21 protein-coding genes and 1 pseudogene are annotated in these 21,222 nt (G+C 63.3%); 4 read left to right on the top strand and 18 right to left on the bottom strand.

Annotated features, from left to right (window positions below; genetic code table 11):
* Positions 1–82: 82 nt before the first annotated feature.
* A complete protein-coding gene (locus A0W34_RS09605; RefSeq protein WP_042449735.1) occupies positions 83–1,672 on the top strand; it encodes an Hsp70 family protein in 1,590 nt (529 codons plus the stop codon).
* Between the two features lie 18 nt (positions 1,673–1,690).
* On the opposite strand, the gene tsaD is transcribed toward A0W34_RS09605, so the two are convergent.
* From tsaD to A0W34_RS09570, 7 genes are all read right to left on the bottom strand, one after another.
* Positions 1,691–2,728 carry a tRNA (adenosine(37)-N6)-threonylcarbamoyltransferase complex transferase subunit TsaD gene (gene tsaD / locus A0W34_RS09600; protein ID WP_007728610.1) on the bottom strand — a complete coding sequence of 346 codons (1,038 nt, stop codon included), beginning with the start codon at positions 2,726–2,728 and terminating at the stop codon, positions 1,691–1,693.
* The gene (gene rimI / locus A0W34_RS09595; protein ID WP_003940971.1) at positions 2,725–3,219 is read right to left on the bottom strand and encodes a ribosomal protein S18-alanine N-acetyltransferase; all 495 of its coding nucleotides are present in this window, start codon (positions 3,217–3,219) and stop codon (positions 2,725–2,727) included. Before rimI ends, tsaD begins: the two co-directional genes overlap by 4 nt.
* A gap of 10 nt (positions 3,220–3,229) precedes the next feature.
* Positions 3,230–3,913 (bottom strand): tRNA (adenosine(37)-N6)-threonylcarbamoyltransferase complex dimerization subunit type 1 TsaB, encoded by a 684-nt coding sequence (tsaB, locus tag A0W34_RS09590; RefSeq protein ID WP_042449737.1) that lies wholly within the window; start codon positions 3,911–3,913, stop codon positions 3,230–3,232.
* Between the two features lie 107 nt (positions 3,914–4,020).
* Positions 4,021–4,512 (bottom strand): tRNA (adenosine(37)-N6)-threonylcarbamoyltransferase complex ATPase subunit type 1 TsaE, encoded by a 492-nt coding sequence (gene tsaE, locus A0W34_RS09585; protein ID WP_003940673.1) that lies wholly within the window; start codon positions 4,510–4,512, stop codon positions 4,021–4,023.
* Entirely contained in the window at positions 4,502–5,554 is a 1,053-nt protein-coding gene (locus A0W34_RS09580) for an alpha/beta fold hydrolase (protein WP_003940782.1), read from the bottom strand. Before A0W34_RS09580 ends, tsaE begins: the two co-directional genes overlap by 11 nt.
* A complete protein-coding gene (gene alr / locus A0W34_RS09575) occupies positions 5,551–6,753 on the bottom strand; it encodes an alanine racemase (protein ID WP_007728606.1) in 1,203 nt (400 codons plus the stop codon). Before alr ends, A0W34_RS09580 begins: the two co-directional genes overlap by 4 nt.
* Before the next feature lie 55 nt (positions 6,754–6,808).
* Complete coding sequence (locus A0W34_RS09570) at positions 6,809–8,242, bottom strand: NAD(P)H-hydrate dehydratase (protein ID WP_081557612.1); 1,434 nt, start codon at positions 8,240–8,242, stop codon at positions 6,809–6,811.
* A gap of 38 nt (positions 8,243–8,280) precedes the next feature.
* Here A0W34_RS09570 and A0W34_RS09565 point away from each other — a divergent pair, with 38 nt between their 5' ends.
* A complete protein-coding gene (locus A0W34_RS09565) occupies positions 8,281–8,652 on the top strand; it encodes a plastocyanin/azurin family copper-binding protein (RefSeq protein ID WP_081557611.1) in 372 nt (123 codons plus the stop codon).
* Positions 8,653–8,705: 53 nt separating this feature from the next.
* Here the strand turns inward: A0W34_RS09565 and glmS are convergent, their stop codons facing one another.
* A complete protein-coding gene (glmS, locus tag A0W34_RS09560) occupies positions 8,706–10,568 on the bottom strand; it encodes a glutamine--fructose-6-phosphate transaminase (isomerizing) (RefSeq protein ID WP_003940837.1) in 1,863 nt (620 codons plus the stop codon).
* A 112-nt stretch (positions 10,569–10,680) separates the two neighbouring features.
* Here glmS and A0W34_RS09555 point away from each other — a divergent pair, with 112 nt between their 5' ends.
* Entirely contained in the window at positions 10,681–11,520 is an 840-nt protein-coding gene (locus A0W34_RS09555) for a poly(ethylene terephthalate) hydrolase family protein (RefSeq protein WP_081557610.1), read from the top strand.
* Here A0W34_RS09555 and A0W34_RS09550 read toward each other — a convergent pair.
* From A0W34_RS09550 to eccCb, 10 genes and pseudogenes are all read right to left on the bottom strand, one after another.
* The gene (locus A0W34_RS09550) at positions 11,481–11,765 is read right to left on the bottom strand and encodes a hypothetical protein (protein WP_042922488.1); all 285 of its coding nucleotides are present in this window, start codon (positions 11,763–11,765) and stop codon (positions 11,481–11,483) included. The two genes, A0W34_RS09555 and A0W34_RS09550, sit on opposite strands and share 40 nt — an antisense overlap.
* Positions 11,762–12,910 (bottom strand): hypothetical protein, encoded by a 1,149-nt coding sequence (locus A0W34_RS09545; RefSeq protein ID WP_081557609.1) that lies wholly within the window; start codon positions 12,908–12,910, stop codon positions 11,762–11,764. The genes A0W34_RS09550 and A0W34_RS09545 overlap by 4 nt, the downstream gene beginning before the upstream one ends.
* A complete protein-coding gene (locus A0W34_RS09540; protein ID WP_064073932.1) occupies positions 12,907–13,212 on the bottom strand; it encodes a hypothetical protein in 306 nt (101 codons plus the stop codon). The genes A0W34_RS09545 and A0W34_RS09540 overlap by 4 nt, the downstream gene beginning before the upstream one ends.
* A 110-nt stretch (positions 13,213–13,322) precedes the next feature.
* On the bottom strand, positions 13,323–14,660 hold the full coding sequence (gene glmM / locus A0W34_RS09535; protein WP_003940774.1) for a phosphoglucosamine mutase: 1,338 nt from the start codon (positions 14,658–14,660) through the stop codon (positions 13,323–13,325).
* 154 nt (positions 14,661–14,814) lie between these two features.
* Positions 14,815–15,324, bottom strand: a complete 510-nt coding sequence (gene rpsI, locus A0W34_RS09530) for a 30S ribosomal protein S9 (RefSeq protein ID WP_007728596.1) — start codon at positions 15,322–15,324, stop codon at positions 14,815–14,817.
* Positions 15,321–15,764, bottom strand: a complete 444-nt coding sequence (gene rplM, locus A0W34_RS09525) for a 50S ribosomal protein L13 (protein WP_003940842.1) — start codon at positions 15,762–15,764, stop codon at positions 15,321–15,323. The genes rpsI and rplM overlap by 4 nt, the downstream gene beginning before the upstream one ends.
* Positions 15,765–16,054: 290 nt before the next feature.
* Positions 16,055–16,348, bottom strand: a complete 294-nt coding sequence (locus A0W34_RS09520; protein WP_003940975.1) for a WXG100 family type VII secretion target — start codon at positions 16,346–16,348, stop codon at positions 16,055–16,057.
* A 100-nt stretch (positions 16,349–16,448) separates the two neighbouring features.
* Positions 16,449–16,754: a WXG100 family type VII secretion target gene (locus A0W34_RS09515; RefSeq protein ID WP_081557608.1), complete on the bottom strand. Its 306-nt coding sequence runs from the start codon at positions 16,752–16,754 to the stop codon at positions 16,449–16,451.
* Between the two features lie 184 nt (positions 16,755–16,938).
* A complete protein-coding gene (locus tag A0W34_RS09510) occupies positions 16,939–18,441 on the bottom strand; it encodes a type VII secretion-associated protein (RefSeq protein WP_081558776.1) in 1,503 nt (500 codons plus the stop codon).
* Positions 18,438–20,891: pseudogene (gene eccCb / locus A0W34_RS09505) on the bottom strand (type VII secretion protein EccCb); the annotation flags it as partial. The gene A0W34_RS09510 and the pseudogene eccCb, both read right to left, overlap by 4 nt.
* Before the next feature lie 98 nt (positions 20,892–20,989).
* Between eccCb and A0W34_RS32750 the strand changes: the two are divergent.
* On the top strand, positions 20,990–21,145 hold the full coding sequence (locus tag A0W34_RS32750; RefSeq protein ID WP_156888917.1) for a hypothetical protein: 156 nt from the start codon (positions 20,990–20,992) through the stop codon (positions 21,143–21,145).
* The last annotated feature ends 77 nt before the right edge of the window (positions 21,146–21,222 follow it).

The following is a 21,222-nucleotide window of genomic DNA, read 5'->3' as shown; positions in this document are numbered from 1 at the left end:
CAATCCTCACGAACCTTCTGTAACGTTCATATAACGGCGGTCGATTGAACATTGACCGGTATTGACTGTGAGGAGGTGTGCGATGAGTTGTTCACTGGGAATTTCCACTGGATCTTCCGGTGTCTATTCAGCACTCGTCGACACCGATACCAGCACAAACGCGCCAGGCGCCGTGCCTGCCGAGACTCGCTTCGTCTCGGCGGATCAGGCCAATTCCAACGTCGGTGACCTTGTCAGAGCATCCATCAAGCTGATGACGACGCAGGTAACGGACGGATCTGAAGCGCCGCGCTCGATCGGTGTCAGCTATCGCACGGACGATCAACTCGCGAGCATCAGGTCATCTCTTTCGCGCTCGCCGAAGCAGGTCCGTGCAATCCCCGAACCTGCCGCCGTACACGCGTATCTCGCCGAGACAGGGAAAACCGAGCGGTACGACACGACAGCTCAGGTGGACGTCGGTGATCAAGGTCTGACGGTGTCCGTCGTCGACCACACCGGGGAAGTTCTGCACTCCGACCGTATCGACGCCCTCGCAGGGGCCGGAATCGACCGGGCATTGGTCGACTTCGTGACCGAGAAGGCGCCAGGGCACTTGCGCCGGTACACCGACGCGGAACTTCTTGCCGCCCGGTGCCATGTCGCCAAAGAGCAACTGTCCACGTCCACCAAGGTGACCGTCGACCTTCCGATCGACGCGATGGCGATCACGCGCGACGAGTTCGAGGCCATCATCGCCCCGGATATCGAGCGCGCCGTCACCTTCATCCGTGAAGTCGTGAAGGGCTCACCGCGGCCCGTCGGTGCCGTTGTACTCATCGGCGGTGGCGCACACATTCCGGCCGTGCGGTCCGCCGTCGCCGCTGCCGTCGACGTCCCCATGGTCGAGATCGTCGAGCCCGAGACTGCGGCAACCAAAGGTGCTGCACTCCTGGCAGATTCGATCACCGCAATTCGTTTCCCGCTGCTGGGCTCCGGAAGTGACCAGCGCTCCGGATCCACCGCCAAGGTATCGGGAGCGTTGATCGGTGCGCTCGTGGTCGGCGGACTGGTACTCGGTTACGGCGCAAAGGAATTGGTGCCGACCGACGACACCGCGGTCTCGCCCGTCGGAACCGGGTCGACCACGACGACGGTGAGCCCCGAAGCGACACCGAGCACCGGATCGACGATCATTCCGTCTCATGATCCTCTGCCTTCGGTAGCCGGCAGCACGTATCCTCGGTACGGGTATCCCACCACCCCGTTCGACTCGCAGCCTTACGACACGCACTCGTACACAACGCATCAGTACACACTTCCGCCTGCGCCGATCCCGGACACCTCGACGACAACCACGCCGCCGACCACGACAACGACCACTCCGAATTGGCCGACCATTCCCGGAATCACACTGCCCGATCCACCGGCGTGGTGGCCGACGCTGCCGGACACCGAGGCGACGCCCCCGGTCGATCCGACCGAGGCAAACCCCGGCGGCGGTCTCGGCCCGGGTGAGAGCGGCGGCGAGAACCCGACGACGCCGGAGACTCCTGGATCCGGTTCCACCGAAACCGAAATCACTACCCCTGGTGGTGGTGATCCGACGACGAAGCCCGGTGAACCGAATACCTCGATGCCCGAAAACGGTCCCGCGACCACACCGGATCGGGAACCCGCCCCGGTCGGCTGATTCTCAGTCGGCCGATTTTCAGTGCATCAACTGGCTGACCGAGACCGACAGCCCCGGGTCCGTCGCAACACTCAATTCCGAAGGGCCTGCGCCGTTTCCGATCAGGTGAGCGGCCAACGATGCGATCATCACGCCGTTGTCCGTGCACAGTCGAGGTTTCGGAATGCGCAACGTGATGCCCGCTTCGGCGCAGCGCTGCTCGGCGAGTGAGCGGATACGCGAATTGGCCGTGGCGCCGCCGCCGAGAACCAACGTGTCGACCCCGACGTCCTTGGCTGCACGCACTGCCTTCATCGTCAGGACGTCTGCAACCGCTTCCTGGAACGAGGCAGCGATGTCCGGGATCGAAAAGGTCTCGCCTGCGCGCTCTTTCGATTCGACATAGCGCGCGACGGACGTCTTGAGTCCCGAGAACGAGAAGTCGTGCCGCGAATCGCGCGGCCCCGTCATGCCGCGAGGGAAGGCGATTGCGTTCCGATCTCCCTCTTGCGCAGCAGCATCGAGTGCCGGTCCACCGGGAAAGCCGAGTCCGAGCAGTCTGGCCACCTTGTCGAAGGCCTCACCGGCGGCGTCGTCGACAGTCGTGCCCAGTTCGACAATGGGCTTGCCCAGATCTTCGACGTGAAGCAGGTGTGTGTGACCGCCGGAGACCAACAATGCGACGCACGAGGGCAACGGACCGTGCTCGAGAGTGTCCACCGAGACGTGACCGCCGAGATGATTGACCGCATAGAACGGGATGTTCCATGCTGCCGCATAGGCTTTCGCTGCGGCTACACCGACCAGCAGCGCGCCGGCCAGGCCGGGTCCGATGGTGACGGCCAGCGCGTCGGGCTTCTCGATACCGGCGGCAGCAAGGGCACGGCGCATCGTCGGCACGATCGCCTCGAGGTGAGCCCGCGAGGCCACTTCGGGAACCACTCCCCCGTACCTGGCGTGCTGATCCACGCTCGATGCCACCTCGTCGGCCAACAATTCGCAAGTTCCGTCACCGTTCCAGCGGACGATACCGACACCTGTTTCGTCGCAAGAACTTTCGACACCCATGACGATCATGCTTGCTGCTCCTCAATTTCGCGGACACCGAGCACGGCAGGCCGTCTCATCGTGTACGCATCTGCCCCACTGGGCTGGTAGTACTTCTTTCGTGTTCCGACGATCTCGAATCCTTCGCGCCGGTACAGCGCGATGGCAGGTTCGTTGTCGGTGCGCACTTCCAGGAACACCGGGCACTGCCGTGAATCCGCCAGAGTCAGAAGCGCATCGAGCAACGCGCCGCCGATTCCGAGTCGCTGAGCCGAGGGATCTGTACCGATGGTGTGAACCTCGGCCTCCATGTTCGGCGACGCCCCCAACAATGCGACTCCGGCGTAGCCGAGGACGTGACCGTCAGGCTCCCGGGCAACGAAGTAATGATTATGTGCGCCTGCAAGTTCCGAGACGAACGCTTGTGCGCTCCAGGGTCCGTCGCCTGCGAACAACGCGCGCTCCAACTCCGCGCACCGTTCGGCGTCATCGACGTTCATCGGCTCGATGCTGTACTTCATCTGCTCTGTCTCACTTGCCACGTTCTGCAAGGGTCTTCGCGTCCGGGCGTCGGAGGTACAGCGGCTCCAGCGGGGCCGGAACCGAGCCGGCCAGGATCTCGCGAGCAGCGACTGTCACCAACCCGGCCGGTGAAGGTGTCTCCGCCGGGTCGACGGGTAGATCGAAGAAGTCCACGTGCGAAGCGGATCCGGCAATCAGCGTCGAAGGCGCAGGATCGACGTCGCCGGCGGAATTCACAGCCGGTCCTTCGACGCGCACTCCGCCGTCATAGCGCGCCCAGTAGATCTCGCGACGCCTCGCGTCAGTCACGACGAGCAGGCTCTGTGTGGTCGGTACCGCAGCCGCGATCGCATCGAGGCTGCACACGCCGTACACGGGAACACCGAGTGCGTCACCGAAGGCAGCGCCCGTCGCCATGCCGACACGCAGTCCGGTGTACGGCCCTGGCCCGACACCCACGACGACGGCGTTCAAGTCGGCCGGTGTGAGCCCTGCCTCGGCGAGGCATTCGAGGACGTGAGGGGTCAAGACCTCGGCGTGCGCACGAGGATTGACCGTGACACGCACGGCAAGCGTCTCCACTGTGTCCGGTGACTCTGCGTCCGGTGCCACTGGGTCCGGCGACGAAGCCGACAGGGAGACGACTCCGGCAGTGACTGCCGGAGTGGAGGTGTCAATTGCGAGAACAAGCACGATTTCTCAGGGTACCCGCACGTGAAGAACTACTTCCGGCCCGGGAGGGTCACGACGTCTGTGACACCAAACTCCGTTTCACGACGTCTGTGACACCAAACTCCGTTTCACGACGTCCAGGACCAACTCGCAGTCCGCACATCCGATTCGGGTTCCCGATGAAGCTGCACTCGCAGGTGCCGTTCGACGAGCCTTTCCACGACGTCACCACCCCATTCGACCACCACCACTGCATCGGTGAGGTCGGTGTCGAGGTCGAGGGCATCGAGTTCGTCGAGCGCATGCGGTCCGCTGTCTCCCAGCCGGTATGCGTCGACGTGGATCATGCCGACGGGAACTCCGCCGCCGGGGCGGGTGCCCGGACGATGCTCACGAGCGATGACGAACGTCGGGGACGTCACCCGGCCCTGCACCCCGAGCCCGGCGCCGATTCCGCGCGTCAACGCGGTCTTGCCTGCCCCGAGTGGACCGTCCAGCACCACCAGGTCGCCGGCAACAAGTCCCGCCGCCAAGCGTCGGCCGAAAGCCTCGGTATCCTCGGCCGTTTCCAACGTGATCTGTCCGGACACGGGAAGTCCCGTGGAGTTCTCAGCCGACATCGGACCGCTCTTCTACCTGCGCTCGCTGCACCAACTTGTCGATTGCGTCCGTCACGATCGCCGGGAACTCGAGCTGCACCAGATGGCCGGCCCCGTGAACTCGCACGAGTTCGGACTCGGGGAGATCGGCAGCGAGACGCTTGGAGCTGATGAACGGAATCATCATGTCTTGATCGCCGCAGATCACGACTGCCGGTGTGTGCGCGAGGACCTCGAGAGAAGCGGACTCGTCGTGCAGTTCCAACGTCCGCAGGAAATTGACGATGGTCACAACCGAGGTCCGGTCGAGCATGCCGTCCGAGAGTTCATGCAGCCGTGGGCTGACATCGGTGCCGTACGAGGCCGCACGCAGGATCGGCGTGATCAATACTCGCGCAGCGCCCCGGGCATGCTGAACTACTCCTGGTGAGGTGCGCACTGCCAACCGGAATCCGTCGATGATCGGATTCTGCAGATTGCGGGTCAGGCCGGTCTCCGCCAGGCCTGCCGCCGTCGTCGCGACCAGCCCCACGCCGATGACTCGGCCCTCGAACCATTCGGGTCGCTGACCGGCGAGCGCGAGTACCGTCATGCCGCCCATCGAGTGACCGACCAGAACTATCGGTCCCTTGGGTACCTTGGCCTCGACGACGGTCGCGAGGTCGCGGCCGAGCTGAGAAACCGTACAACTCTTCGAACGCGGCATGCCCGAGTCTCCGTGTCCGCGCTGGTCGTAGAACACCATGCGAACCTTGTTGCCCCATCGCTCTTCGAGCTGGCGGCGCTGGAAATGCCAGGACAGCGCACTCAGGCAGTATCCGTGCACGAAAACGACTGTCAGCGGAGCGTCGTCCGGTCCCACTTCGCGAACTGCCAGCTCGACACCGTCCTCGGTGCGCACCGTGCTCTTGCGGTCGCGCGTCATGAGGTCGAAGTCCTCGTCCGCGTAGATTTCCCGGCCCGGACGCGTCGCGGTCTTGAATGCGTTCACGCCGGCCATCGAGCCGAGCGCCACGGCGCTGAGCAGGCCACCGAGAATGCTCATCTTTCCTGCAGTCTTCATGACGTCTCTCCCCCGATGTACGTACGCACAGTGCGTCCACGTATCCCGGTCACGACCTCGTAATGAATGGTGTCGAGTACGTCGGCCCAGGCCTGCGCGTTGGGTTCGCCGTGATCGCCGTTGCCGAAGAAGATCGCGGTGTCGCCTTCGCGAACTCCGTCACCGTCCGGACCCAGGTCCACCAATACCTGGTCCATGCAGATTCGCCCGACAGCCTGGCGACGCTTACCGCCCAACTGCACTTCGAACTTGCCACTCAGTGAGCGAGACAAACCGTCGGCGTAGCCGACGGGAAGCAGCGCAAGAGTGGTGTCGTGCGGTGCGACCCACTGATGCCCGTAGGAGACGCCCTCTCCGGCGGCTACCTTCTTCACCAGAATCACCTTCGCTCGCAGCGTCATCGCCGGTCGTAAACCGAAATCTCCGAGTTCGGGCACCGGAGACAATCCATATATCGCGATTCCGGGCCGAACCATGTCAAACCGCAGGTCAGGACGGGTGACTGTAGCAGCGGAGTTGGAAAGATGAACAACTTCGGGGTCGAATCCGCGAGCGCGGACGTCGGCAACCGCGTCGATCAAACGCTGCTTCTGCATGTCGATGACGTCGTGATGCGGTTCGTCCGAGTGCGCGAGGTGAGAGAACACTCCGCGCAGCCTGATCGTGCCCTCGTCCCGCGCAGTGGCGAGGTCGTCGAGCATCTGCGGCCACTCGGTTCTCGATACGCCGTTGCGATTGAGACCGGTGTCCACCTTGAGCGTCACCATCGCCTTTTGTCCCAGAACCCGTGCCGCGTCGACGACAGCGGCCAGGTGTCGCGGGGAGGACACGCCGATCTCGACGTCCGATCGGATCGCCGAGGCGAAATCGGCGTCGACGCCGTGCAGCCAGGCAAGAACGGGAGCGGTGATGCCTGCCTCGCGAAGGACCAGTGCCTCCGCGATGGTGGTGACGCCGAGTTCCCGGGCTCCCGCCGAGAGCGCCGTCCGCGCCACCGCAACTGCGCCGTGGTTGTATCCGTCCGCCTTGATGACCGCCATCAACGCTGCATCCCCGGCAAATTCACGCAGAACACGCACGTTGTGCGCGATCGCGTCCAGATCGACGACTGCCTCCGTCTGCGGCCCTACTGCGTCGTCGAGTCGGCTCGCCTTCCCCTCCGCAGGCTCCTTCGGTGCTCTTCCCTGGGCAAGCGTCATGGCGACAATCCTGCCACCCACGCAGAATCGGACACGTGTTCGGGTTTGAACACCCTCAATCGAGGGCAAAAGAGCGAAGCACACGCACCGATTCCCGCAGACCTCCCAGCAGGGGTGAAGCCGAAATCGGTGCTCCGGCGACATCCCTCTGACCGCCGGCAGCGGCGATGTTCGCAGCCAACGCGTGAGCCCGCGCCCCGACGGCCCCGGCTTCGAGAGGGCTAAGACCCGACGCCAGCAACGCACCGATCACACCGGAGAGGATGTCACCCGAGCCTGCCGTCGATGCCCAGGAGCCGCCGGCGTCGTTGACCAGCACCTCACCGCCGGGATCAGAGATCACCGTCGTATGGCCCTTCAACAGGACCGTGACTCCGAGGCGTGCGGCAAGAGCACGCGTGGCCGCGATCCTGTCGTCGCCAAGAGTTGTGAATCGAGCGAACTCGCCGGCGTGGGGCGTCAACAGTGTCGGCGCGGTCCGGGCTGCGACAAGTTCGGGACGCTGAGCGAGGAGGGTAAGCCCGTCCGCATCGACAACAACGGGTACATCAGTAGCCAGCACCGACGCCAGAAGTCGCGCGGCGTCGTCGTCGGTACCCATACCGGGGCCGACCACCCACGCCTGAACTCGCCCGGCGGCTCGGAACGTCTCACTCGCAATCACCTCCGGGAACCGGGCGAGCACCTCGGTGGCGCCGTGCCCGGCGTAGCGGACCAGGCCGGCGGTCGCGGTAACCGCGGCACCGGTACAGAGCACGCCCGCGCCGGGATACTGCTCACTTCCCGCAACGATGCCCACCACACCCTGCGAATACTTGTCGTCCTCCGGACCGGGCACCGGCCACAGCGCACCGACCTCCGCCGGATCGAGCGAACCGAACTCGGGTTCGCCGACGCTCAATCCGATGTCCACGAGTTCGACACGACCACACAGCGGAGCCGCGAGTACGTGTACCGGCTTGAGCGCACCGAATGTGACCGTCACATCAGCAGTCACCGACGGGCCGTCCACTGCGCCGGTGTTCGCGTCGACGCCGCTCGGAAGATCGACCGCCACGATCGGTGCATCCACCTGGCCGACGAGATCGGCCGCGTCAGGCCGTAGACCGCCGTGCCCGGAAATCCCGACGATGCCGTCGATCACCAGATCCGGCGACCCGACTTCGGCGGCGACTCGGCCGCCGGCCTTCAAGAGAGCATCGAGGCCCGCCCGATGAGCGCGCGCCGGATCGAGCAACACGGCCCGCACGCTCACACCTCGTTCGCGGAGCAACGCACCGGCCCACAGGGCATCACCGCCGTTGTCGCCCGTACCGACCAGCAGCGTCACCGACCGATGCGCGACCGACCCTGTACGGGAACGCAATTCGTCCGCGACTACTCGCGCAAGACCGTACGCCGCTCGACGCATCAGCACCCCGTCGGGCAGCTTGTCGAGCAGCGGCGCCTCAGCTGCTCGCACCTGATCGGCTGTGTAGTACCCACGCATGTCGGAACCCTTCAGTTGCCGTCGCTACCCTCGAAACCATGAAATCACGTCTTCGCCCGGCAATCGCGGGTCTCGTGCTCGCTCTCGGTCTGGTCGGGTGCAGTTCCGGCACCGACTCCACACCACCGGCTCCGGAAACGACGGCCAGCGGACCCGTGGTGACCATCTCCGGGATGGCGTACTCCCCCGCGTCCATCACCGTGAATGTCGGCGAGCCGGTCACGTGGGTGTTCGACGACAACGGAATGGCCCACGACGTCAACGGCCTCGGGGACGCCAAGGGCAAACTCCGCAGTCCGCTCAAGAAATCGGGAACCTACACCTACACGTTCACCGAACCCGGAACCTACGACTACACCTGCACACCGCATCCCGAGATGCGCGGAACCGTCGTCGTCGAGACGCCGTAACGCGCTCGGGCCCCACAGTCTTGCGACTGCGGGGCCCGATTTTCTAGCGAAAGCTACTCGACCGTAACCGATTTCGCCAGGTTACGCGGCTTGTCGACGTCATAGCCACGCGCCGCGGCAACCTCGGCCGCAAAGATCTGCAACGGAACCGTGGACAGCAACGGCTGCAGCAGAGTCGGTGACGCCGGAATCTCGATCAGGTGATCCGCGTGCGCCGCGGCGACGGTGTCGCCTTCCTCAGCGATGACGATAGTCGTCGCCCCGCGCGCCTTGATCTCCTGAATGTTGGACACCAACTTCGAGTGCAGGACAGCGCGGCCCTGCGGCGACGGCATGACGATGATGACCGGAAGGTCCTCCTCGATCAAGGCGATCGGGCCGTGCTTGAGCTCACCGGCGGCAAAGCCCTCGGCGTGCATGTACGCGAGCTCCTTGAGCTTGAGCGCACCCTCGAGCGCCACCGGGTAGCCGACGTGACGCCCCAGGAACAGCACGGTCGACGCGTGCGCGAACTGGCGCGCCAACGCGCGCACCGGTTCTGCCGTCTCGAGTACCTTGCTGACCAATGCGGGCATCGCTTCGAGGTCGGCGTACTCGCGGGCGACCTCGTCCGGATACTTGGTTCCGCGAGCCTGCGCCAAAGCCAAACCGACGAGGTAGTTCGCGGTCACCTGCGCCAGGAACGCCTTGGTGGACGCGACCGCGATTTCCGGTCCTGCCCGGGTGTAGAGGACTGCGTCGGCTTCACGCGGGATCTGTGCACCGTTGGTGTTGCAGATCGCCAGGACGCGCGCCTTCTGGTCCTTGGCGTGCTTGACAGCCTCGAGCGTATCGGCCGTTTCCCCCGACTGCGAGATTGCGACAACAAGCGTCGAGCGATCGAGAACCGGGTCGCGGTAACGGAATTCGCTGGCGAGTTCGACCTCGACAGGTAGACGCGTCCAATGCTCGATCGCGTACTTCGCCAACAGACCGGAGTGGTAAGCGCTACCGCAAGCGACAACGAACACCTTGTCGACGTCGCGCAGTTCCTGATCGGACAACCGCTGCTCGTCGAGGACGATCTTCCCGTTCTCGAAGTGGCCGAGGAGCGTGTCGGCGACAGCAGTCGGCTGCTCTTCGATCTCCTTGAGCATGAAGTAATCGTGACCACCCTTTTCGGCGGCCGCGAGATCCCAGTCGATGCGGAACGGGCGTCCTTCTGCCTCGTTACCCGCGAAGTCGGAGATCCGGTAGCTGTCGGCAGTGATCACCACTGCCTGATCCTGTCCGAGTTCAACCGCATCGCGTGTGTGCTCGATGAATGCAGCGACGTCGGAGCCGAGGAACATCTCGCCCTCACCGACACCGACTACGAGCGGTGTCGAGCGGCGCGCGGCGACAATCGTGTCCGCATGATCAGCGTGCGTGAAGACGAGCGTGAACGCACCTTCCAACCGACGAACCACCGACAGCGCACTCTCGATGAAATCACCTGCCGTCGGCCCCTGGGCGTACGCCCGGGCGACGAGGTGAACCGCGACCTCGGAATCCGTGTCGCTCTGCAGTTCGACGCCTGCAGCCTCGAGCTCCGCACGCAGCGGGGCAAAATTCTCGATGATTCCGTTGTGAACGACAGCCAGCTTGCCCGAGGCATCACGATGCGGGTGCGCATTGCGGTCCGTCGGACGCCCATGCGTCGCCCAACGGGTATGGCCCATACCGGACGTACCGACGAAGTGATCCGCACCGTACTCGCCGAGCTCCGCCTCGAGGTTGGCCAACTTACCGGCCTTACGCTCGATCTCGACCCCACCGGTTCCGTCGAGAATCGCGATTCCCGACGAGTCGTACCCGCGATACTCCATTCGTCGCAAAGCCTCCACCACAACGCCCAGAGCTGGGCGGTGGCCGACGTATCCCACGATTCCGCACATGGTGACTCAGGGTACTTGGACATCGGCGGTGGGCGCATTTTGCGGTTCCCGCACCTGGTTGCAGCGTCCGCTCCGCATACACGAGGCGGCTCATCGGATAACGTCTTCAACCGTGGCACCGAAACTGAAGACACTGACCCGTGAGCTGTCCAAGCGCGGCCCGCACCGAGTTCTCCGCGGCAACCTCGCCCTCGCCGGACAGCCGGGTGTCGTGTACACGCCGGAAACCGGTTTCAATCTCCCCGCCGTTGCCTTCGCGCACGGGTGGATGGTCGGGTCCCACAAGTACGAGCAGACACTCCAGCACCTCGCTTCCTGGGGAATTGTCGCAGCGGCGCCCGACAGCGAACGCGGTCCGGTCCCGTCACATCTCGGATTGGCTGCAGATCTTCGAGCGACGCTCGACATCTGCGTCGGCGTGCGACTCGGCCCCGGACAGATCAGCGTCCAACCCGATCGGGTCGCCTTTGCCGGTCACGGCATGGGTGCGGGCGCTGCGGTACTGGCCGCAGCGCAGCGCGGGGATGTCGGTGCGGTAGCCGCACTGTTCCCGGCCCCGACAGCACCCAAGGCGGAGAACTACGCGTCGAAGATCACAGCGCCCGGATTGATCCTCGCCGGCGAAGACGACGTCGAGTCCTTGACCAGCAATGCCCGGCCGCTGAGCGTGGAGTGGGGCGGTCCTGTCATCGCACGTACCGTGAATGACGCCCAAGACGCCGGACTGATCGAAGGCCGCCGACTCCTCGGCGCCCTGGGCCTCGGTGGATCCGAGCGCAAGACACAGGCCGCCACACGGTGCCTGCTCACGGGCTTCCTGTTGTTCCATCTGACCGGCGACAAGAAGTACAAGGATTTTGCTGATCCCGACGTCGAGATTCCGCACACGGCGCCGTTGCTGCCGGTCGAACCTCACTCCGACGCGCGGGCCAGCCAGCTGTTGCGTAAGTAGGAGTCCGTACTCGCCACCGACTCCGGCGGCGAGCACGGCGGCGTCGGCGTCGGCTCTGACGCGGATCGCAGATACGGGCCGGCTCTCACGGTCCCATCCGTGTCATTCTCGGCGGATGTCGTTTCGGACGGCGGCTCCTGGCGCGATTCCGCGCTCGCTGCGGCCACTCTGCGCTCACGGAAGTCGTCGAGTTGAGAATCGAGGGTTCGACGGATCGCTTCGAACGGCGCGTGAACGGACTTCACAGCGGACCAGCTCCGGCCAACTCAGCGCCCGTCTCTCCGTCGGGAGCCACGATCGACTCGTCGGGGACTGTGGAAGGCGGCTCCGGGTCCGGCGCGGGCGAGACTTCGGCGGTGGTTTCGACCGGCACCTCGTGCTCGCGAATCTCAGGGTCGGGAGTTTCGGGCTGGAGTGTCGCAGGCTGGGACGCTTCTTGCGGGCGCGCCTCGTGCAGCGACATCTCCGGATCGGCATCGAGCACTATTCTCGGCCAACCATTTTCGCTCAACTCCAGGGTGGCCGACACAGAGTTCCCGTCAGCACCTGCAACATCCAGACTCACCCCACGACCGTCGGACGCAATCGAGAAGCCCCAAGTGTTGCCGCCGATCGAGAAAGAGACAGGAGCGGCGGCGACACCGGATGCACTCGGCTCGGCGATCGGAAAGGTTGACGTGAACGCGTCTGTCACCCACTGGGTCGCGGCGTCAAAAGCATGACCAACCGCGCTCGCGCACTCCGCACACGCCCTGTCGAATTCATCGCGAGTACCGAGATACGCCGAACGAAAAACCGTGTCCAGCCATGGCGCCGCACCACGACCGGTGGAAGCGACGTGAGTCAGCTGGTCGATCTCCCCCGCACCCAGACCGCCGATCGTCGCCCGGTCGAGGCTTGCCACCTTGAAAGCCTTGTCTGCCAAAGCCGTTCGAACCGTCCGCGCGAACTCGTCGGCCAGCGTGATCAACAGTGGCGCCGAATCCGCATCGGACCGAGCTTCACGCCGCGCCGCGAAGGCCTGATCTACGACCGCACCCACGCCGGAAACATTCCACACTGCAGGAAGATTCTCCGCCAGGGTCGTCAGCATCGCGATCTCGGCGACCGAACCGTCCACCGCTGCGGCCATGTCCGACGCATCTCGCATTAGTGCCTCGAAATCGATACCAGCCTCTGCGCGATACGCATCCTCGTAGGACGTAAGCATCCGTTCTTCGAAGCCCAACCGAGAGGCCAGGTCGTGAAATCGATCGAAGAACTGCAGTCCCCTCGCACCAGCATCCAGGATTTCGTCAGGACGCACGCGTGAATCACGCAGTGCAAGAATATCTTCGACGCAATAGTAGCTGTTTGGTACTGCCTGTGCGGTACCGCTCGTCGGTCTCATGAGACCGACCCGCTGGAGTCTCGCAATCGCCGCGCACCCTGACCGTCCACCTCAGCGATCACCTCAGCCGAAGAGGAAAGCCGAGGCGCCAACGTATCGAGAAGATCGGCACGCCCCGTCAAGCGAGAATTCAGGACCGCCAATGCCGATGCCAACGCGGCTCCATGCTCGGCGTAATCACGGCCCGAAACGGCACCGCTGAATCGCAGACGCCTGATCGGGTCCGCAGAATCGCGCAGAGCCTGGGCCACCGACACCGCTTGGCGTGCCAATTCATCTGTTCCAGCGCGGTCGACATCCACGAGCGCCCCCAAGTTTCAGCGGAACCACTCGCACGTCGAGCGGCCTTTGACTCCTTGGACGCAGCAGGGCGCAATTACGTTCCCTCAAAACGCGAACGCGTAATGAGGGGCTAAACCGAACCGACGATCTCGGCCAACTCGTCGGCCAGCTTCTGCGCGAGCGGAAGTTCGGTGGCCTCGACCATGACGCGGACCAGTTGCTCTGTCCCGGACGGGCGCAGGAGCACGCGACCACCGTCACCGAGGACGCGCTCTGCGTCCGCGACTGCTGCGAGTACCGACGGCGATGCTGCGACTGTCGCCTTGTCCCCGACCTTCACGTTGATCAGAACCTGCGGAAGGGTTGTCATCGTTGCGGCCAGTGCGGATGCCGACTTACCCGTGCGAGCCATTCGTCCGAGCAGCCGGAGGCCGGTGAGAATCCCATCGCCCGTGGTGCCGAACGCCGGCAACACGACATGGCCTGACTGCTCGCCGCCGAGGCTGTATCCGCCCGCGCGCAGTTCCTCCAAAACGTAGCGGTCGCCTACGGCAGCAGTCACGATGTTGATACCGGCCTCGCGCATCGCGATGTGCAAACCGAGATTGCTCATGACAGTCGCGACGAGAGTGTTCTCGACCAACTCGCCGGCGTCGTTCATCGCGATCGCCAGAACTGCCATGATCGCGTCACCGTCGACCACCGCTCCGGTCTCGTCGACGGCCAGGCAACGGTCGGCGTCGCCGTCGTGCGCGAGGCCTAGGTCCGCCCCGTGATCGACCACGGCTTTCTGAAGATTCTCCAGGTGCGTCGATCCGCAGCCGTCGTTGATGTTGAGGCCGTCGGGCTCGGCGCTGATCGCGATGACGCGAGCGCCCGCTGCCGCGTAGGCAACCGGTGCGAGCGCGGAAGCAGCGCCGTTGGCGCAGTCGACCACAACGGTGAGTCCAGCGAGTGGCTCGCTCGCCGCGCTCGCCAGATGCGCAAGGTACAGCTGAGCGGCGTCGTCGACCGTACGGACGCGGCCGATCCCGGCACCTGTCGGTAGGACGGGCGGCGCAGTGCCGTCGAGTGCATCCTCGATCGCCACCTCGACAGCATCATCCAGCTTGTGTCCACCGGCTGCGAAAATCTTGATTCCGTTGTCCGGCATGGGATTATGCGATGCAGAGATCATGACACCGAGACTGGCGTCGAGCTTTGCCGTCAAGTATGCAACTGCCGGAGTCGGAAGAACACCCACGTCGAGCACGTCGACACCCGCGGAACTCAATCCTGCGGTCACCGCGGCTTGAAGCATCTCACCGCTTGCGCGAGGATCGCGGCCGATCACGGCGGTCGGACGTGCGTCCGAGGTGTCGGCTGTCAGTACGCTCGCCGCGGCAACTGCCAATCTCAATGCAAGATCTGCAGTCAGATCCGAATTGGCAAGTCCACGAACACCGTCAGTACCGAACAACCGACCCATAGAACGACTCCTGAATCCTGTGAACCTCGAGAAGGGAACTCGAGAAGGGAATTTCTCCGAGAAACACAAGAGCGAGCGTCCGGTAACGATGGACGCCCGCTCTTGTGGTGAACAGGTGCCGAAGCAGACCCGTCGGGTCAACCTCGGCAAAGCATCAGCGCTTGGAGTACTGCGATGCCTTACGGGCCTTCTTCAGGCCGTACTTCTTACGCTCGACCGCGCGGGCGTCACGCGTCAGGAAGCCTGCACGCTTGAGGGCCGGACGATCATCAGGGGTTACCTCGATGAGTGCGCGCGCGATAGCCAGACGCAGTGCGCCTGCCTGACCGGACGGGCCGCCACCGTGCAGCAGTGCAATGATGTCGAAAGACTCGGGACGCTCGACGAGCACCAGCGGAGCCTTGATCAGCTGCTGGTGAACCTTGTTGGGGAAGTAGTCCTCCAACGTACGACCGTTGAGCTTGAACTGACCGGTACCGGGAGCCATCCGGACGCGAACGACAGCCTCCTTGCGGCGACCGACGGTCTGGACCGGGCGATCGAGGACGATCGGTGCGAGCGTAGCTGCAGCAACCTCTTCGACGACCTCGACTGCGTCAGAGACAAGCTCTTCCACTGCTTCGATGTTCTCTTCGGACACGTTCTGCTCTTCCGGCGATGTCACTGTGCGACCTGCTTGATCTCGAACGGCACCGGCTGCTGCGCGGTGTGGGGGTGATTCGGGCCCGCGTAAACCTTGAGCTTGCTGCTCATTGCGCGGCCGAGCTTCGTCTTGGGGAGCATGCCGACAATGGCCTTCTCGACGAGACGATCGGGAGTCCTGTCGAGGACCTCACCGACAGTGCGGGACTTCAGGCCACCCGGGAATCCGGAGTGGTGGTAAACGTTCTTGCCCTGCAGCTTGTTGCCGCTGATGGCAACCTTCTCTGCGTTGATGATGACAACGAAGTCACCACCGTCGATGTGCGGCGCGTAGGTGGGCTTGTGCTTGCCACGCAGCAAGTTCGCTGCCTGAACGGCAAGACGGCCGAGCACCACGTCAGTGGCGTCGATGACGTGCCACGTGTGGGTCACATCTCCGGCCTTCGGGGTGTACGTAGACACAGATCTTCCTCGTCTTAATTCATTCCACTGCTGACCATGTGCGTATCGCGTAAACGATCCTCGGCGGCCAGTTGAGACCCGAGAACCGCCGGTCTCCACGCATTTCTGCCGGAGCCCTACGGCACGCCACCGATAGACGATACCGGTCTACCCGCTGCCAGGTCAAAGCGCAGCCATTCCTGCCAACAGCATCATCGTCCAGCACGGCGATGCGAGCGATCGACATGCGCCTGCCCCGGCAACCTGACGGTACCGGGGCAGGCGGGGTGTCATCACGGCATGGGATGTTGTCAGCGACCGAACCCGTTTGCCGCGATCCGATCAGCTTCCTGCATCTTCTCCGAGCCGCTCGCCGTCGCTCCGGCGATCTGCGCGAGAACCATGTTCAGTTCTTCGGAAGCCTGGGCCCAGCGACGCTGTGCGTCGTTCCACGCTTCGGAACCTGCCCCTTCCCAGCCTGCTTGCAGCTTGTCCACGACAACCTTGATGTCGCCCTGTTTGTCGTTGATCGCTTTGGCCTGCTGTTTCATCTGATCGGACAGCATTGCGAGGCCGCCGAAGTCGTACTTGATCCTGTCGGACATAACTGCTCCCGGTTCGGTGTGACTGGAGAGAACTTGTGAGAACTAACTTGTGAGAACTACTGGCTGAGGATTGCTTGATCGGACGATGAAGAGCTGGCGGTCAGGACATGTTCACCGTCGCGCCGCGAAGCGAGCTGACGTTGTCGTCTTCGGACGAGTCGAAGGTTCCCGCGGCCTGTTTGATCTGCTCGCAGATGTCGGTCAGAGCTGTGTCCAACTTCAGGGCCGCGCTGTTGTATCGCTCCATGATTCCTGCGTATTCGACCTGCGCCGCACCGTTCCACGAATTGTGCGAAGCGTCGGCCTCCGACCGAACAGCGTTGACCAGCCCCCTGATGTCACCGAGATGTCCGTCGATGGTCCCCGCCGAATCGATCAATTCAGCGGTAGTTGCGGTAAAGCCCATGTCGTCCCCCTGGATTCGGTGAGTACCGTTCGGTATCGGCGATCACACACAACGGGCTTTGTCCGTCGGATGTGCACCGGGGTCGAGCGGAACTCCCTGATGTGCGCTACACATACTTTGACGCGACCTTCGTGCCAACGGTTCCGGCCCGACCGAAGAATATTTTCAGAACCGACCGATCCGGTCACGGTGTGAATTCGACCGACTGCCACATCCGCAGGCAGTCCGCTTCGAGACTGCCCCACTCACCGACCAGATACTGGCAGCCGATACTCACTTGCCGTCCGTTGTCGACGTACACGTGCCAACGCACCTCGGAGAAATCGTCCGGAAACTCGACGTACACCACTGCCCGTTTTCCTGCGGCGTCGTCGAGCACAGCAAACTCTGCGAACCGCAATGGGTCCTCGAACGTCGAAAACTGCTGACGCAAAACAGCTTCGACGGAATCGAATCCCACACCTTCCGCAAGACGTTTCTCGATGACCACGATCTTGCGATCCGCACCCGAACCGGGTACCAAATCGGTACGCCCGCTCGAGGTCCCTCGCGACAGAAGCTTCCAATCGGAAGGCACTTCTGCCGCAACGCTTCCCACGTCCACACGAGTAAGTTCCGGCGTGGCCCCGGACTCGATCGACGAGATCGAAGTCTTCGGTGCAGGCGTTTCCTGCTCTTTCGACGCCTCCACGATCTCTACTTCGTCTTCCGCCGTGGCTGCGACCGACCCCGTCAACCGAGAATCGTTTCGATCGCGAGTGGACACCACGACCGTTCCTGCGACCGCACCGGCGACGGCGACCACCGCAAGCGCCGCCGCGAACCATCGACGGCCTCCGCGCCGCCCGCCGACGCGACGCGGCGAAGAGGCATTCGAGTCCAAGGAAGGAATCGACTTCGCGCCATCCGTATCGCCTACCCACCCGGCGCCAAAAGCCGAATTGTCGACGATTCGTCCCGAACTGTCCCGCGCGGTTGTCTGGCGAACGAGCGTCTGAGGATCCACCAGAGACGCAGCCACCCGGCTCTCGTCCAGAATTCGGATGCTCGCGTGGCCGTGAACATTCGTCGACCCCCGTTCGAGCGAAGCCGCAACAGCATGAGAGCTCGGCCCGACCAACACCACAGCGTCCCGAACCGATAGATCCCCGATTGCGGAAAACAACCCCGCAACGTCTGCGATCTCCGAACTTTGTGTTCCGTCGATTCGGAGTTCACCGTCGACCTCAGCGACAACAGAAGCGACCACCGTTCCGCCTCGCAGTTCGAGGACGACACACCGCGATCGCCAAGCCGTATGAGCCGACCTCGCCGCCGCGATCGACGTCGGAACGAGTACGACGTCGTGCGCCACTCGACGTGCGGCATCGAGCAATCGCCGCCTGCGTGGGGCACCCCAATCCGAGGGATGACTGAGATGAAGAATGTCTGCGTCGACGATTCCGCACCCGTCCATCGCACTGGAGATCAGCCTGGCCACCTCCAAGACTGTCGGGACAACCCGACCATCCACGTCGACATAATCGTCGTCGATGTAATCGATCGCATTCTTACCGGCCGCACCGGGGCCCGACGTCGGTTCGCGTCTGAGGTCTGCACTGCAACAGAATTCGCGTTGACCCGATACGACCCAGATATTCGATGCACCCCAATGTAACGAGACCGACACTGCGGACGGAGCGGTCACAGCGGTGGCATCCACGGAACTTGGACAAGTTGGGTTTGCGAGCGGGAAACGTAAACCCCACGGCCTTCCGGCATCGCCGACGCGCGGACAGTGCCGACGAGATTTCCCTCGTCACGACTTCCGCTCATGATCAATCCGGCCGGCGCCATGTCGCGAATTCTCGCAATGACCGGCTCGTACAGTGCTCTGGCCGCACCACCGGAACGGCGGGCAATAACCAGGTGCAAACCGATGTCCTTGGAGTGCGGAATGTATTCGAGCAACGGCGCCACCGGATTTCCACTCGGTGTGGCCACAAGGTCGTAGTCGTCGATCAGTACGTAAATCTCCGGCCCACTCCACCAAGATCGTTCCCGCAATTGCTGCTGCGTTGTTCCGGCGTTCGGCATTCTGGCAGCGACGATCCGAGCCAAGTCGACCATCAACTCACCGAAGGTCGTCGACGACGCCGAGTACCCGCCGAGGTGATTCCCTTCGACCACGCCCAGCAGGGAATGCCGATAGTCACCGATGATCAGCTTGGCCTGGGCCGGTGTGTTCGACGCGATGATCCCTTCGGCTATTCCACGCACGAGAGATGTCTTCCCACACGCGGTGTCGCCGAATATCAACAGGTGCGGGTGTTCTCGGAAGTCCATGTACACCGGGGCGAGGTCGGTCTCACCGAGCCCGATCGGCACGGTGAGGCACCGACCGTCGGCCGCACTCGGTGAGGGCCACCGGGTCCCGACAGCTTCGAGAAGTTCTGCCCGCGAGTAGGAATCCGGGAGCATCCGCACGGTGGGTGCCGGACGCGAATTCGACATGGCTGCAATACGTTCGACCGTCGCCACCACAGCCGTACTCGAGTTCTCACTACCCGGTAGGCCGTCGATTCGAGGTAGTCCGGTGAGAAGGTGGAGTCCGTCGCGAGTGATGCCACGACCCGGTCGACCTTCCGGCACCAGGCCGGCTTTCCGGCGACCCGCATCCGAATCTCCCGGATCACCCAATCGAAGTTCAATGCGAGTACCCAGTTGATCCTTGAGCGCCGGCCGGATCTCGGCCCACCTCGACGTCGTGACGATCACGTGTACACCGAAGGACAAACCTTGACCGGCGAGCGTGTTGATCTGGGGCTCGAGTGATTCGAAATCCGAACGAACGCTTGGCCAACCGTCGACGACGAGGAAGACGTCACCGTACGGGTCCTCTCGGAGTCCCGCAGCCTCACCTTCCCCGGCGGGATCAACTGTTCGCAATCTACGGAAATCGGCCATCGATTCGATGCCGAGGTCACGAAACAGTCGCTCCCGTTTGGCGACCACACCGAGTACCTCGGCAACTGTGCGCCGGACGCGGTCGGAATCCAAGCGGTTTGCCACCGATCCGACGTGCGGCAGATCTTTCAATCCGAGGAGCGTTCCACCGCCGAAGTCGAGGCAGTAGAACTGAATCTGTTCCGGCGTGTGCGTCATGCTCAGAGACAAGATCAACGTGCGCAACGCCGTCGACTTTCCCGACTGCGGGCCGCCGACAATCGCGAGGTTGCCAGTCGATCCGTTGAGATCGGCGACGAGTAGATCGCGGCGCTGATCGAACGGCCTGTCGACTATGCCGAAGGGTGCGCTCAGATTTCCGCGAGGTTGATCACCGGTCGCCCACCGCGGCAACAACTGGTCAAGCGTCGGAGATGACTCGAGCGGCGGGAGCCACACTTCATGCGCACGTGGACCGTGACCGCGCATGCGGTCTACGAGGACTCCCATGAGAGTACGTGCATCGTCACCGATTTCACCCATGTCGACGACGTCGGGCTCGACGGGAACGACAACGGCCTCTGGTCCGATCACGGGCTTCGCGGTAAACGGCAGCGGCGCCAGTTCGACGGGGGAATCGACCGAGAATCGAGTGGGCACGATCCGCTCGCCCTCGTACGGGCCTGACACGTACGCACCTTGGAAGCGAACGATCTCAGCAGAATCGGACTTCAGGTATCCCGCACCGGGTGTACCCGGAAGGTGATAAGCATCGGGAACGCCGAGGACGGAACGAGACTCGTTCGCCGAGAACGTTTTCAACCCGACGCGATACGAAAGATGGCTGTCGAGACCCCGAAGCTTTCCTTCGTCGAGTCGCTGACTGGCCAGCAGCAGGTGAATGTGAAGTGACCTGCCCAATCGCCCGATGGCCACGAACAATTCGGCAAATTCCGGCTGTTGACTGAGCAGTTCAGAAAACTCGTCGACGACCACGAAGAGTGCCGGTAACGGATCGAGTGCAGCGCCGGCCAGCCTCGCCCTCTCGTAATCGGACACGTTTGCGAAGTTTCCTGCCGCACGCAACAGTTCTTGTCGACGATTCATTTCGCCGGCGAGCGCGTCCTTCATACGATCGACCATCGCCAATTCCTCGGCAAGGTTGGTGATGATCGCAGCAACATGCGGTGCCTCCTCGAGGCCAACAGATGTCAGGGTTGTCCACTGTAAGGATCCACACAAAAAAGACGGCCCCAGCGAGTGCTACCAACACTCAGCCAGGGCCTCGGCCCAACCGGAATGGAACTCCGATGAACCGTACGAAAAATGTAGCAAGAGCTACCGACAAACTTTCGACCAGCGAGAACGTGCGTGAAGTCGCCGCCGTAATCCTGATCCTCGCAATCACCTACGCCGCCACATACGGCTTCCTTAAAGCGCTCATAGCGCTGGGATGGTGCGCATAAATCCCACCGAGACAGTGACGCTCGGACCATTCCGGCAACCGTAGGTCACCGATCTCAGTTCGATTCTCTGCGCCCGT

It is taken from the genome of Rhodococcus sp. BH4 (genome assembly GCF_002079265.1).
Classification (GTDB): Bacteria; Actinomycetota; Actinomycetes; order Mycobacteriales; family Mycobacteriaceae; genus Rhodococcus_F; species Rhodococcus_F qingshengii.
This window is presented reverse-complemented; position numbering and strand designations above follow the sequence as displayed.